This is a genomic window from Sphingomonas oleivorans (assembly GCF_003050615.1).
Lineage (GTDB): Bacteria > Pseudomonadota > Alphaproteobacteria > Sphingomonadales > Sphingomonadaceae > Sphingomonas_H > Sphingomonas_H oleivorans.
This window is the reverse complement of sequence record NZ_NWBU01000017.1, coordinates 166,382-178,587: the sequence shown is the minus strand read 5'-3', so window position 1 is coordinate 178,587 and position 12,206 is coordinate 166,382. Positions and strand designations below refer to the sequence as shown.

The following is a 12,206-nucleotide window of genomic DNA, read 5'->3' as shown; positions in this document are numbered from 1 at the left end:
CAGGCGCACCGTCCACTTCACAGGCTTCGCCCACCTCGCCGCCGTCATGATCTGGTTACGATGAATGTCGATTGCCCCTAGTGCTCGAACCCTATGGAGGTTGATCATGGCGAAACTGAAGCTCGGCCCGATCGCCGATGACAAGCCGGTCAAGGTCACGCTGGAGCTGCCCGTCAGTCTGCACCGTGACCTGACCGCCTATGCCGAAATCCTCGGCCGCGAGGCCGGACAGCCACCCGCCGATCCCACTAAGCTAATCGTCCCTATGCTGCAGCGATTTATTGCGACGGATCGGGGATTTGCTAAGGCTAAACGCTCGACGGAAACTCGCTAATCCTAAACTCCGCTCCGGCTGGTTCAGCGGGTCGTGCCGCCCCTCGAGCAAAGCTCAGCGATCGACGACAGGCTGAATTTATCGTTCCTCAGCGATCATAGTGCGCTGAAGGCTGGCGGCAGGCCAGCTTCCCCGTAGCCTTGGAGAAGCCGGCCTGCCTACGTCACTAGCCGATGACGACACTCATGCCACCGTCGGCCATGACGACCGAACCGACCATGAAGCTGGCCCGATCGGACGCTAGGAAGGCCACAATCTCAGCAATCTCGACAGCGTCAGCCGCGCGGCCGATCGGCGCGTTCTTGCCGTGTTCGGCAAGAAATTCACGTCCATCTTCCCGAAAGTGGTTGAGCAGGTTCGTGACGACGTCGCCAACGCCGATGGCATTGACGCGAATGCCATGCTCGATCGCTTCGAGCGCTTGGGTTCGCGTCATCTGAGCCAACGCACCCTTTGATGCGGTATAGGCCGAGATGCCAGGAAACGCGAAGTAGGAGGCGTAGGAGGCGATGTTAATGATCGCGCCCGACTTGTTCTTCATCATTGCCTTCTGCGCTTCACGGGAATGCAGAAATGCGCCGGTGACGTTGGTCTGCATCTGCCATTCCCACTCCTCGCGAGAAAGATCGACCAGGTTCTTGTAGATAATCCGGCCGGCATTGTTCACGAGGATGTCGAGTCTACCGAAAGTGTCGACCGCAAGAGCAACCGCTCGTTCCGCGACGCCATCGAGGGTAATGTCGGCGACCAGTGTCACGATGCCTTCGCGCTCAAGTTCCTTGACCGCCGGGTCGATATCCTCCGCGACTACTTTGGCACCACGAGCATGTAGCAATTCTGCGATGGCACGCCCGATGCCGCTAGCGGCGCCGGTCACGAGAGCAACCTTTCCTTCAACTTCATTCACATTTTGAGCGACCTTGGTCATGGTTCTTCTCCGATAGGATCAAGAAAAAACATAGCCAAACCACTGATCCTATTGTCGATCTGGCCACGTCGTTTGACGTTGGCCATTTATGTCACTGCCGAGCATGCGCTTCTCTCGGAGCCTTGTGGCTCCTGTCGGGATTTTGCTCAAATCAAGCGGAGCTTCGCATAGAGTAGTGCGCCCCCGCCTTCGGCGCCTCAGGGAACCAGAATCGGATTCGGGCCGATGCTACGGCTGGCGATATCGCGATGAGCCTGCGCGACATCCACCAAGCGATAACGGTGCAACTCGATTTCGCCGAAAATGCCCTCTCTCCACCGGTCGAAAAGTTCGGTCGATGCCTGCTGGAGCATGGCCCCCTTTACGGTAGCCGCTGCGCTGGCATGAGCGACCGTGACGGATCTCGCGCTTAACTCAGCCTGATCAATCTCCGGCGAACCGGATGCCGCCCCAATCGTGAAAATCTCACCGCCATCGCGCACGGCTTTCACCGAGGCTGGAAAAGTCGCTTTCCCAACAAACTCATAAACGACGTCGACCCCTTGCGGCGTGACAGCGCGAATACGGAGGCCCAGGTTTGGCTCATCAGAGGCAAGTGCATGATCGACCTCGTGCGCGATTCCTCCAAGCTTGGCTGCCGACCCGACGGCGATGACGGTCGCGCCTAGGGCTTTCGCCCAGCGCGTAACGAGTGAACCGACACCTCCGGTCGCACCCTGGACCAGTACCGTATCGCCCGGTTTGACCATATGGAGGTGCCGGACTGCGAGCCAGGCAGTGACGCCTTTGGTCAGGAAGCCAGCCGCGATGTCGGTGGCGATATCGTCGGGAATCCTGATGAGCGGAGCAACATCGATCACTCGTTCTGCCGCATAGGCGCCGGGAGCGAAGAAATAGGCTACGCGATCCCCAACCTCGAACTGGCGAACCCCTGGGCCAAGTTCGGTGACGATCCCGGCAGCTTCCACGCCGGTCACGAATGGCAGCGGCGCCCCGAAGGCACCGGACCGGAACATCGTGTCCACAAAGTTCACGCCGATGGCTTCGTGACGAAGCTTGACCTGTCCGGCACCGGGATGCCCGACCTCCTCCTCTTCAGTAACGAGGACTGACGGATCGCCAGCTTTGTACATGCGTATGACGGTGGTCATGGCGCGCTCCTCACTTCGTCAGTGGCGCGATCACGCCGAGCTGCTGGAGAACCCAATAGAGGTTTGCCACGCCCCAGTGATCGGTGATCTTGCCGTCCACCACGCGCATCGCGTCAACGGTTTCGAAGCTCACTTTCTTGCCGGTGGCCGGAACGCCGAGAAAATCACCCAGATGCGTGCCGTGATAGGTCTTGAAGGTCGTTACGACATCGCCATCTGCGCGCTGCCAATGGATTTCCGGCCTGAAATCAGGAAACGCGACGCGCAGGCGCTTATACAGCCCAAGAACGTTTGCTTTATCGCGCGCCATGCCCGGCTGGGGGGTATGGTCGTAAAAGTCGTCGGAGAACAGCGTGTCGAAGAGCGCCCAATCGCCTCCGCCCTGAACTTCCTCCGTATTGCGACGGATAACCGCTTTTGCCTGCTCACTAATGTCCTGCGTCATGGGATTTTCCTTCGTAGGTTAGAGTTCAAAGCCGCCGATGGTCATGCCGCCATCGACCACCAGCATTTGACCGAAGAGATAGCTCGAGGCGTTCGAGCTCAACCAAAGCGCGGCCTCCGCGAGTTCCTGCGGCTGCCCACCTCGTTTCGCTGGGATTGCCGTCCGTGCCAGTTCCGCGAAGGCGGGGTTTTGAGCGCTGTTGGCGACCACCATGGGCGTCTCGGTCCATCCCGGCGCCAAAGCGTTGACCCGAATGCCGCGCGCGGCATTTTCCATGGCCGCGACCCGTGTGAGGCCGTGAACGCCGTGTTTAGAGGCCGCGTAGGCGCTCATACCGCCCGGTCCCGTCAGAGCGGCCACCGATGCGGTGTTGACGATCACGCCGCCGCCGGCCCGGAGCATTGCGGGGATCTCATGCTTCATGCCGAGAAAGACACTGCGCAGGTTGACCGCGATGACCCTGTCGAACTCTTCGACCGGATACTCCTCGATACGATGAGTGCCGCCCGTAATGCCGGCATTGTTGAAAGCGATATCCAGTCGGCCAGCGCTTTGCTGAACATGGTCGATGAGCACTTTCACGTCCGTCTCACGAGAGACGTCGGTCCTTCGCGTGTCGATGGACCAGCCTGCAGATCGGATGAGAGCCTCGGTTTCGACGAGCCCGGCTTCGTTCAGATCGGCGCCGAAGACCTGGGCGCCTCTGGCGGCATACAATCGGGCGGCTTCGCGCCCGATCCCAGAGCCGGCGCCGGTCACAAGCACCACTTTGTCTTTGAAGTCCTCGGACATGGTTCCTCCTTTGCGAAGGGAGGGCGTCGCTTCGCATGAGCTGGTTTGTTGATTTCAGTTGGAGCGTCCCGGCTATGTGGCCGGTTTTATTGGATCAGCCGAAAAGTCTGGCCGCCGTCTTCGCGACGATTTCGCCCTGATGACGTGCGCCGTCCAGCTCGATCGCCGAAGGCTGGCGCGCGCCGTCGCCGCCGGCCACAGTCGTTGCGCCATAGGGAGCGCCACCCACGATCTCTTCGACCGTCATCTGGCCTGCATGGCTGTAGGGCAGACCAACGATTGTCATACCGAAGTGCAGCAGGTTGGTGATGATCGAGAAAAGCGTCGTCTCGTTCCCGCCATGTTGCGTCGCGGACGACGTGAACGCCGCGCCAACTTTGCCGTTCAGGGCGCCGCGGGCCCACAATCCGCCGGCCTGATCGAGGAAGGCAGCCAGCTGGCTCGACATCCGGCCAAAGCGCGTGCCGGTGCCAACGATGATCGCATCATAATGTTCGAGGTCAGCGACGCTGGCGACCGGTGCCGCCTGATCGAGCTTGAAATGCGCTTTCGTCGCGATCTCTTCGGGAACCGTTTCCGGCACGCGCTTGATATCGACGGTCGCACCAGCGGCGCGGGCGCCCTCGGCAATAGCATTCGCCATGCTCTCGATGTGCCCATAGGACGAGTAATAAAGCACGAGTACTTTGGCCATGATGAATTCTTCCTTTCGTAAGGGGGTGGTTTTGAACTGGCTTGCTGGGCATTTCTGCCGTCCATCGATCGCTTTGGAAATCCGAATACGATCGAGTGATAGGTTCGAAAAAATCGGTAAGGGCTCAGATCACGGCGAGCAGACCGCCATCGACTTGAAGCGCGATGCCCGTGACATAGCTCGATAGATCCGATCCCAGGAACGCGACGGCGTCGCCGATTTCCGACGGCTGCCCGAGCCGCCTCAGCGGCGTGCGCTGGCGAAAGCCCTCGCTGGCAGCAGCGATGTTGGGCGTCTTGCGCAGCAGCTCGGTATCGATGGTCCCAGGGGCGATGGCGTTCACGCGAATGCCGTCCGGGCCGAGCGCATCAGCAAGGGCTTTCGCCATGAGGACAACGCCGCCCTTGCTCGTCGAGTACGCCACGGTGATGCCGGCGCCGACAATGCCGCCCATGCTGGCCATGAGGACGATGCTGCCTGCCTTCCCGTGTGCCTTCATTTGCGTGGCAGCGGCTTGCGCCCCGAATAGCGTCCCATCGAGGTTGATGGACATCAGCCGTCGATAGTCCTCTTCGCTGACGTCGGCACCATCGGAGCGGAGCGAAATGCCGGCATTCAGCACCATCACGTCGACGCCGCCAAATTCATCTGCCGCGGCAACCAGAGCATCATTGTCGGCACGACTCGAAACATCGGCCTTGAAGAAGCGTGCTGGTACGCCGAGAGCTTCGATCTCGGATGTGGTCGGAGCGCCGCCTTCGCGCGGTGTCTCCGTAATGTCCGAGACGATCACGGCCTTGGCCCCGTGCCGCGCTGCCGCGACGGCGATTGCCCGCCCGATGCCGCTCGATGCTCCGGTAACGACGACCGTCTTATCTTTCAAAATATCGCTCATTGTCTATCTCCTGGGCGCGCGAACGCATTCCGCGGCCGTGCGGTTCTTGAGGTGTTTCTGGATAATGTGTTTGGGTTGAATGCTCGCTGCGCCTTCAGCCCTGCTTGATCAGGCTGTGAACCATCAGTGCGCCGCCGAACTGCTGAAGTCGGCCGCCCTCTGCGAGCTTTCCGAGGGCTATCGGGGCGAAGCCGAGACTATCGGCCAGTCCCTCCACCGTCTTCGATGCAGTGGTATCATTGCTCGATACGAAGATCGTGCGCCGACCATTCGGGCCGTCGGGCACGTCCGCAAGCACGGCGGCCGGCAGTGTGTTGAACGCCTTCACCAGGCGGGCGCCAGAAACAGCCTGCGCGACGATTTCGCTCGAAAGCCTGCCTCCGAGATCGGCTGGAGAGAAATCGGTGAAATTGATGGCGTTGGTGGCGTCGATCACGATGCGGCCGTTCCAGGGGCCGGCTGCTTTAACCGTGTCTTCGACAGCGGTGAAGGGGACGGCGAGGATGACAACATCGGCCGCCAGTGCCTCGGTGAGTTCGGCCGGCTGGATGTTTGCGCCAAGTTCGCTCGCAAGCGCCACAATCGACGCCGGACCACGGCTGTTGGCGATTTTGACCGGGATGGATTTGCGGGCGAATTGGCGCGCGAGTGCCGTGCCGATCGCACCGGCACCGATGATTGCGTAAGTCATGGAAATTTCCTTTCGTAGATTGTTCGTCGGGTCATTTGTGGTGAGGCTTGCAAAGCAACGCGCGGTTCACGCCGCCTGGCGCGGCTTTGCCGAGGGAAGAGGAATGAATTCGGGATCGCCCGGCACGATGGGAAATCTGCCGCCTTGCCAGTCGTCGGCGGCCTGCTCGATGCGCTCCCTGCGACTGGATACAAAGTTCCAGTAGATGTGCCGCTCGCCCTCAAGCGGCTCGCCGCCCAGAAGCATCAGGCGCGTCGGCCCGACAGCTTTCAGGATGATCTCCGCATCAGGCTTGAAGACGACCAGACGATCCTTTCCGAACCGGCCCGTCTGACCCGACACTTCGATTTCGCCCTCGACGACGTAGGCAGCGCGTTCGATATGGTCAGATGCGAGTTTGAGCGTTTTGCCGCCGGCGAGGACAGCATCGGCGTACAGGGTATCGGAGAAGATTGGCGTGGGTGATGTCACTCCTCCGAGACTGCCCGCCAGCAGCCGAATGTGAGCGCCGTGATCGTCAATGATGGGGATCGCATTTGCGCTTACGTGTCTAAAGCCGGGATCGGTCTCTTCCAGCGCCAACGGCAAGGCAAGCCACGCTTGGAAGCCGAACATCCGGTCTTCGCGTGCCCGAAAATCGGGGCCGCTGCGCTCGGAGTGGACGATACCGCGCCCCGCAGTCATCAAGTTGACTTCGCCCGGACGGATGGTCTGGAAATAGCCCTCGCTGTCGCGGTGATCCATCTCTCCCTCGATCAGATAGGTGAGCGTGGCGAGACCGATATGCGGATGAGGGCGAGTATCGACGCCTGCACCTTCGCGAAAAACGGCCGGACCGAAGCTGTCGAGGAAGATGAACGGGCCAACCATACGGCGGTGCGCCGACGGCAAAGCCCTGCGAACTTGAAAATCGCCCAGATCGCGCACGGACGGAAGCAGGACCTGGTCAACTTGAGAATTGTTAGACTGGATGCTCATGGACTTTTCCTCATCTGGGCTCGAAAGCCTGTGATCTTTGTGATGAGGAGAACCTATGCCTGGTAGACGAACGAAAAAACCGGCATAAGATAGGCATTTACGTTCTAGGAAATCGGCATGATATCAGAGCCAGGTACACCCACACTCGACCAACTCAAAGTCCTGCTTACCGTTGTCGATGTGGGCAGTTTTGCCGGTGCGGCGCGCAAGCTGAACCGCGCCACGTCCGTCATCAGCTATTCGATCGCGAACCTCGAGGCGCAGCTCGGCCTGACCCTTTTTGATCGCGAAACCACGCGCAAACCACAGCTTACAGAGGCCGGACGCATGGTTCTGGCCGAAGCGAGACGTGTCGCCAACGGGATCGATAATCTGCGGGCCAAGTCGAAAGGAATGCTGCAGGGACTGGAGTCGGAACTGCATATCGTCCTTGACACGTTGCTTCCCGAGCATCGGGTGGTTGATGCCCTGATCAGCTTTCGAGAGCATTTCCCGACGGTCAACCTCCATCTCTATGTGGAATCCCTTGGCGCCGTCACGCGGCTGGTCCTTGATCGGGTGGCAACCATTGGTGTCGCCGGTCCGTTGGTCACGGTCGATGGAATCGAGAAGATTGGCATTGGCAGCGTTCATATGATTCCTGTTGCCGCGCCCGGTCATCCGCTTGCCAGTGCCGAAGAGAGTCAACCCGGTGCAGGTCGTGAGCATGTTCAGCTCGTTCTCACCGACCGATCAGAATTCACCAAAGGCAGAGATATGGCGGTTGTTGGAACGAGCACCTGGCGCCTGGCCGACCTCAGTTCCAAGCATATGTTGCTGAAGGCGGGGATTGGGTGGGGAAACATGCCCGAGCCGATGGTTCGGGACGATCTCATCGCCGGCCGATTGGTCCACCTCGATATGCCGGACAGCATTGAAGGCTACTATGTCATGGACGCCATCTATCGCACGGACACGCCGCCGGGGCCGGCGGGCAGATGGTTGATCGAGCGCTTTCGATTTCAGGCGAAATGTGACGATGCCGAAACTGGAACAGTGGGCTGACGTGGCGCTGGGCTACTGCCGTCGCAATCGAGCGGTCCGCCCCGGTTACGAGCGGCGGTTCGAATTTGTCGAACCTAATCGTCGATACTATTCGTCTATTTCGACAAAGGGTGAACTGCCAAATTGATCCTGCAGCAGCGCTCCATGGGGGAGCGCGGTCTCAGGAAAGAAATCGTCATGTCACAGACCGCCACCGTATCTTCGAAATTGTCCAACACCGCTTCCACCGTCGGAGCTATCCAATCGTTCGCACCGTTGGCCGGGCGCCTCCTCATTGCTCCACTCTTTCTGCTCTCGGGTATTTCCAAGCTCTCGGCTCCCGCCGCTACTATCGGGATGATCGCAAGCTCGGGGCTGCCTCTCGCCCCGCTCGGTTTTGCGGCTGCCATTCTTGTCGAAGTGATAGGGAGCATCGCCCTTATCGTCGGCTATCGCACTCGCCTCGTCGCCGCAGTGATGGCGCTGTTCACCCTCGCCACCGCGCTCGCCTTCCATGCCAACCTCGCCGACCAGAATCAGTTCTTTCATTTTTTCAAGAACATATCGATTGTCGGCGGACTGCTGCAAATCGTGGCGTTTGGCGCCGGACGCTTCAGCCTCGACGCTCGCACCCACTAAGGATTGGGCCGGAGGGGGTTCCAGATATTCCTTCCGGCCTTGCTCCAATCTCAGCCAAGCCACGGTGAGCCCCTCCGTTCTCATGCTGGAGCGGCTGGTTGCTATCGAACGAGGCACCGCGAAAGCCCGACGGGCTCGCTGAGTATCATTGGCCCGCGGAAATCTGGTTAACTACGACGGTTGGAATCCCTTTCGCGATAGTGTTCTCGCCATACTCAGCAAGCGTCGTAGTGCGGGATTATCGTTCTTTGGCGACCAGACGGCACCGAACGGCAGCACCTCTGCCTTGATTGGCCGATAGGCAATACCCGGCAGTTGAGCCGCTGTGGTCGCTTCGCTCGCCAGCGTCAGGCCACGTCCTATCGCAACGAGCGATAGAAGATTGTCCCGACCAACAAACTGCGAATGAATCTCTGAGTGTCGCCCCAAGTTCACCAATCGCTGCACCAGATAGTCATGTATTTCCTGACCAGGTGCTGCCTCGCTCACAATGAAAATCTCATGAGCAAGGTCGTGCTACTCCAGCTCTTCCTTTTCAGTGAGTTTATGCCTTTCGGGAAGCACCGCGAACACCCTTTCATACCAAAGATGCGCGACGTCGCATTCCGGCCATTCATGCGTTCCAGTAACAAATGCTATGTCGAGCTGGAATTGCCGGATAGCTGCGACGTGTTCAGATGGATGGCCGTCGATCAGTTCGATCCGCACGCCTGCATGGCGCTGATCGTAAGATCGCAACAGGTCAGAGAGGAACCCCGAGGCTAGGGACGAAAAGATCCCAACTCGTACTTGACCCGCTTCACTGCGGCCGATGGCGGCGACATCCCTGGCGCCGTCACTGATGTGTCAGAGCGCTCTGCGTGCCTGGCGCAAAAAACGCTGTCCAGCCTGGGTCAGGAAAACTCCGCCGCTGTGTCGGTGAAACAGCGATGCGCCCAAGCGGTCCTCAAGATCTCGAATACGCCGGCTGATCGCCGACTCCTGGACACCGAGCGCAGCGCCTGCCTTTCGGAAGCTTCCATGGTCGGCAGCCGCCACAAAGTAGCGTAGATGACGGAGTTCAAAGGGGATGTGCGCGGAGCCATTCATTTCACTATTGAAGGGCGTCAGCGCTGCAAGTGGCGCCATTTCACCATGCGCTCGCGCAGGTCGAGCACATCTCCATCGGCGGTGAAGCTGCCGTCACCACGATGATGCATTGTTCGCTGTTCCTTTCGGCCCGCGTCGATCCAGATCCGCTCGGCTTCGAGGATGAAAAGATTGTACTCATCAACGAGGCTGGTATCGGCGACCCTGCATTCGATATTCGCGAGGCACTCCTTGATCAGCGGCGCTGCCACGTCGCTGGCTGGCTGCGGTGTCAAATCAAAGCGATCAAATTTGTTGACGGCGTCGCCTGAGCAGTTGCCGATATCGACGACCACTTCCGCGAGATCGACCGTCGGGATGGCAATGACGCATTCGCCGGTTGCTCTCAGAGCGCTGTAGCTATGATCCCAAGGGCCAATGATGCAGCCGATCAATGGTGGAGCGTGCTGGATCATCATGTGGAAACCCATCGTCATGATGTTGGGTTTTCCGTTCTGGCTGGTCGTCACGAGCACGATCGGACCTGGCTCGAGCAGGCGATAAGCCTGCGAGGCTGGCAATTCGTTCATGATGGAGTTCCTTGATCCTCGACCTTCCCGTCAACGACGGGAAGGCAGACGTTTTGTTGTGTGTGGGTTGGGCGCTTACCAGCCCTGGTCGATCGGCAGAACGAAGAGTTCCGCAACGTTGACGTGGGCCGGCGCCTGAAGCGCGAACAGGATGGTCTCGGCGATATCCGCCCCCTGCAGGAAGGTCATCTGCTTGGCTAGATCGTCCATCTGCTGGCGGTAACCGGCATCCGTGATCTGGTCATAAAGCTCGGTGGCGACTGCGCCGGGCTGGATGCAGGTGACGCGGATGTTGTGCTTCTGCCCGACCTCCATGCGCAGGCCATCGGAGAAAGCGGTAACGGCGTGCTTCGTCGCACAATAGACCGACAGCCCCTTGAAGACCTTGCGGCCGGCGATCGAGGATGTGTTGAAGATGTGACCGGAATGCTGCTTGATCATTTGCGGCAGCACGGCCGCCGTCGTGTTGAGCAAGCCCTTGACGTTGACGTCGACCATGCGGTGCCATTCGCTGGTCTTGAACTGGTCAACATCGGAGAGCGGCATCAGACCGGCATTGTTGAAGAGAATGTCGATCGAGCCGTAGGCATCGACCAGCTTACTGACGCCAGTTTCGACGGAGGCGGGATCGACCACGTCCATTTCGATCACGAGAGCTTCGTCGCCCTTTTTCGTGATTTCGGTTTTCAGAGCTTCGAGGCGATCGGTGCGCCGGGCAGCGATGCCGACCTTGACGCCCGCAGAAGCCAGCTTGAGGGCCGTCGCCGCGCCAATACCGCTCGATGCGCCGGTAATCAGCGCGACTTTTCCATTGATGTTCGTCATGGCTTGTCTCCTTGTTGCTTTCGAACTCTTTCCGGGAAGCGGAAAGGCGTTCGCGTTCGACAAGGAGAAATCTAGAAGACCTCGGCTTTTCTCTCTCCCGGCGCTTTGCGGAGGCTGTCGGGATTTTGCTCGTTTCCGACTTCGGACGAGCTTGACGCTTCAACCGCGGCGGTAATCGGTTGGCGAAAGGCCGGTCTCACGGCGGAAGATCTGCGCGAAATGGCTGGGGCTGGAGTAGCCGACGGTCATTCCGATCTCGATGATGCTGGTGTCGGTTTCCTGCAGCAGTTGCTGCGCCTTGGCCACCCGCTGGCGAATGAAGTAGAGCGATGGAGAAAGGCCCGTCGCCTTCTTGAAGAGCCGGCTGAAATGGAACTCGCTCATTCCCACCGCATGGGCCAGGCTGTGCAGATCAAATGGCTGATCGAGCCGGGCTGCCATAAAGGCAATCGCCCGTCGCAGTTTGGAGCCGGGCAAGGCGTTTCGGGCACGCGCTTCGGTATCTGCAACCGCATAGTGGCGCACGAGATGCACGGCCAGGCTCTGCGCCAGTCCTTCGACAAACAGTGCGCTGCCACTGTTTTCCGCGACCAATTCTCCATGAAGGAGGTTCAGGATATGCGAGATAGTCGTGTCCCGACCACCGGAGATATCCTTCAAGGTGACGTTGCCACCGGCCTTTTCCAGCATCTCTCGCACCACCTTTTCGAACAGTGGGACAGAGACATAGAGGTGCATCACCTGAAATGCCTGATCACCGTCAGCCTGCCATCGCATTTCATAGGGAGCAGGTGATCGCGTCAGGAAGAAATCGCCGACGCTCACGCGATTCACCGCCCAGTCACCTCCAAGATCCCGTTCTTCGACGGTGGCACTACCCGACATGACCCAGACGATGAGCGGCTCGGCGACGGCGGGAACCAGGAAAGGGTGTTGAACCCGGTGACGAGAGAAGACCTGCACGAAGACGTCTTTCCACGCCGGTCCGTCGCCGCTAATCAACGTGGTCCCGCTGATATAGCTTTCGAGCCCGATCGGGGAGGTCCGCTCAGGGGTGGACGGCGGACTGGACGGTTCGTTCGAAGCCAATATCGCCTCCCTTACGTTGTGGATTCCGACTTCATAGAAATGTAACACTGATGATATTGATATC

The 12,206-nt window shown here is 59.5% G+C and carries 16 protein-coding genes; 3 read left to right on the top strand and 13 right to left on the bottom strand.

The window, feature by feature from the left end:
* Positions 1-106 precede the first annotated feature (106 nt).
* Complete coding sequence (locus CLG96_RS17260; RefSeq protein WP_107969852.1) at positions 107-334, top strand: DUF2274 domain-containing protein; 228 nt, start codon at positions 107-109, stop codon at positions 332-334.
* A 166-nt stretch (positions 335-500) separates the two neighbouring features.
* On the opposite strand, the gene CLG96_RS17255 is transcribed toward CLG96_RS17260, so the two are convergent.
* The 8 genes from CLG96_RS17255 to CLG96_RS17220 all read right to left on the bottom strand — a co-directional run bounded on the left by CLG96_RS17255 (position 501) and on the right by CLG96_RS17220 (position 6,908).
* Entirely contained in the window at positions 501-1,262 is a 762-nt protein-coding gene (locus CLG96_RS17255; RefSeq protein ID WP_107969850.1) for an SDR family NAD(P)-dependent oxidoreductase, read from the bottom strand.
* 197 nt (positions 1,263-1,459) lie between these two features.
* On the bottom strand, positions 1,460-2,413 hold the full coding sequence (locus CLG96_RS17250) for a zinc-binding dehydrogenase (RefSeq protein WP_107969849.1): 954 nt from the start codon (positions 2,411-2,413) through the stop codon (positions 1,460-1,462).
* Positions 2,414-2,423: 10 nt separating this feature from the next.
* Positions 2,424-2,858 (bottom strand): ester cyclase, encoded by a 435-nt coding sequence (locus tag CLG96_RS17245; RefSeq protein ID WP_107969847.1) that lies wholly within the window; start codon positions 2,856-2,858, stop codon positions 2,424-2,426.
* 18 nt (positions 2,859-2,876) lie between these two features.
* Positions 2,877-3,650: an SDR family NAD(P)-dependent oxidoreductase gene (locus CLG96_RS17240; protein WP_107969845.1), complete on the bottom strand. Its 774-nt coding sequence runs from the start codon at positions 3,648-3,650 to the stop codon at positions 2,877-2,879.
* A 94-nt stretch (positions 3,651-3,744) separates the two neighbouring features.
* Positions 3,745-4,344 carry an NAD(P)H:quinone oxidoreductase gene (wrbA, locus tag CLG96_RS17235; protein ID WP_107969843.1) on the bottom strand — a complete coding sequence of 200 codons (600 nt, stop codon included), beginning with the start codon at positions 4,342-4,344 and terminating at the stop codon, positions 3,745-3,747.
* 124 nt (positions 4,345-4,468) lie between these two features.
* Positions 4,469-5,239, bottom strand: a complete 771-nt coding sequence (locus tag CLG96_RS17230; RefSeq protein ID WP_107969841.1) for an SDR family NAD(P)-dependent oxidoreductase — start codon at positions 5,237-5,239, stop codon at positions 4,469-4,471.
* Positions 5,240-5,333: 94 nt separating this feature from the next.
* Complete coding sequence (locus CLG96_RS17225; protein ID WP_107969839.1) at positions 5,334-5,930, bottom strand: NADPH-dependent F420 reductase; 597 nt, start codon at positions 5,928-5,930, stop codon at positions 5,334-5,336.
* Positions 5,931-5,996: 66 nt separating this feature from the next.
* Entirely contained in the window at positions 5,997-6,908 is a 912-nt protein-coding gene (locus CLG96_RS17220; RefSeq protein WP_107969837.1) for a pirin family protein, read from the bottom strand.
* Between the two features lie 120 nt (positions 6,909-7,028).
* Here CLG96_RS17220 and CLG96_RS17215 point away from each other — a divergent pair, with 120 nt between their 5' ends.
* Together CLG96_RS17215 and CLG96_RS17210 are read left to right on the top strand one after the other, a co-directional pair.
* Positions 7,029-7,952 carry a LysR family transcriptional regulator gene (locus CLG96_RS17215; protein WP_207796744.1) on the top strand — a complete coding sequence of 308 codons (924 nt, stop codon included), beginning with the start codon at positions 7,029-7,031 and terminating at the stop codon, positions 7,950-7,952.
* Between the two features lie 123 nt (positions 7,953-8,075).
* A complete protein-coding gene (locus CLG96_RS17210) occupies positions 8,076-8,570 on the top strand; it encodes a DoxX family protein (RefSeq protein WP_341476960.1) in 495 nt (164 codons plus the stop codon).
* Between the two features lie 516 nt (positions 8,571-9,086).
* On the opposite strand, the gene CLG96_RS19265 is transcribed toward CLG96_RS17210, so the two are convergent.
* From CLG96_RS19265 to CLG96_RS17190, 5 genes are all read right to left on the bottom strand, one after another.
* Entirely contained in the window at positions 9,087-9,347 is a 261-nt protein-coding gene (locus CLG96_RS19265) for a LysR substrate-binding domain-containing protein (RefSeq protein ID WP_243395852.1), read from the bottom strand.
* A gap of 69 nt (positions 9,348-9,416) precedes the next feature.
* Positions 9,417-9,659, bottom strand: coding sequence for a LysR family transcriptional regulator (locus CLG96_RS19260; RefSeq protein WP_243395851.1), 243 nt, complete (start codon positions 9,657-9,659; stop codon positions 9,417-9,419).
* Positions 9,660-9,676: 17 nt separating this feature from the next.
* Positions 9,677-10,228 (bottom strand): flavin reductase family protein, encoded by a 552-nt coding sequence (locus CLG96_RS17200; protein WP_107969834.1) that lies wholly within the window; start codon positions 10,226-10,228, stop codon positions 9,677-9,679.
* Positions 10,229-10,303: 75 nt separating this feature from the next.
* Entirely contained in the window at positions 10,304-11,053 is a 750-nt protein-coding gene (locus CLG96_RS17195; protein ID WP_107969832.1) for an SDR family oxidoreductase, read from the bottom strand.
* 159 nt (positions 11,054-11,212) lie between these two features.
* Positions 11,213-12,142 (bottom strand): helix-turn-helix domain-containing protein, encoded by a 930-nt coding sequence (locus CLG96_RS17190; RefSeq protein ID WP_207796740.1) that lies wholly within the window; start codon positions 12,140-12,142, stop codon positions 11,213-11,215.
* Positions 12,143-12,206: the final 64 nt, after the last annotated feature.

Bases quoted from the DNA above. Each gene is read 5' to 3' on its own strand.
- wrbA (WP_107969843.1), bottom strand. From the start codon at position 4,344: ATGGCCAAAGTACTCGTGCTTTATTACTCGTCCTATGGGCACATCGAG.
- CLG96_RS17225 (WP_107969839.1), bottom strand. From the start codon at position 5,930: ATGACTTACGCAATCATCGGTGCCGGTGCGATCGGCACGGCACTCGCG.
- CLG96_RS17250 (WP_107969849.1), bottom strand. From the start codon at position 2,413: ATGACCACCGTCATACGCATGTACAAAGCTGGCGATCCGTCAGTCCTC.
- CLG96_RS17255 (WP_107969850.1), bottom strand. From the start codon at position 1,262: ATGACCAAGGTCGCTCAAAATGTGAATGAAGTTGAAGGAAAGGTTGCT.
- CLG96_RS17220 (WP_107969837.1), bottom strand. From the start codon at position 6,908: ATGAGCATCCAGTCTAACAATTCTCAAGTTGACCAGGTCCTGCTTCCG.
- CLG96_RS17230 (WP_107969841.1), bottom strand. From the start codon at position 5,239: ATGAGCGATATTTTGAAAGATAAGACGGTCGTCGTTACCGGAGCATCG.
- CLG96_RS17245 (WP_107969847.1), bottom strand. From the start codon at position 2,858: ATGACGCAGGACATTAGTGAGCAGGCAAAAGCGGTTATCCGTCGCAAT.
- CLG96_RS17240 (WP_107969845.1), bottom strand. From the start codon at position 3,650: ATGTCCGAGGACTTCAAAGACAAAGTGGTGCTTGTGACCGGCGCCGGC.
- CLG96_RS17200 (WP_107969834.1), bottom strand. From the start codon at position 10,228: ATGAACGAATTGCCAGCCTCGCAGGCTTATCGCCTGCTCGAGCCAGGT.
- CLG96_RS17260 (WP_107969852.1), top strand. From the start codon at position 107: ATGGCGAAACTGAAGCTCGGCCCGATCGCCGATGACAAGCCGGTCAAG.
- CLG96_RS19260 (WP_243395851.1), bottom strand. From the start codon at position 9,659: ATGAATGGCTCCGCGCACATCCCCTTTGAACTCCGTCATCTACGCTAC.
- CLG96_RS17195 (WP_107969832.1), bottom strand. From the start codon at position 11,053: ATGACGAACATCAATGGAAAAGTCGCGCTGATTACCGGCGCATCGAGC.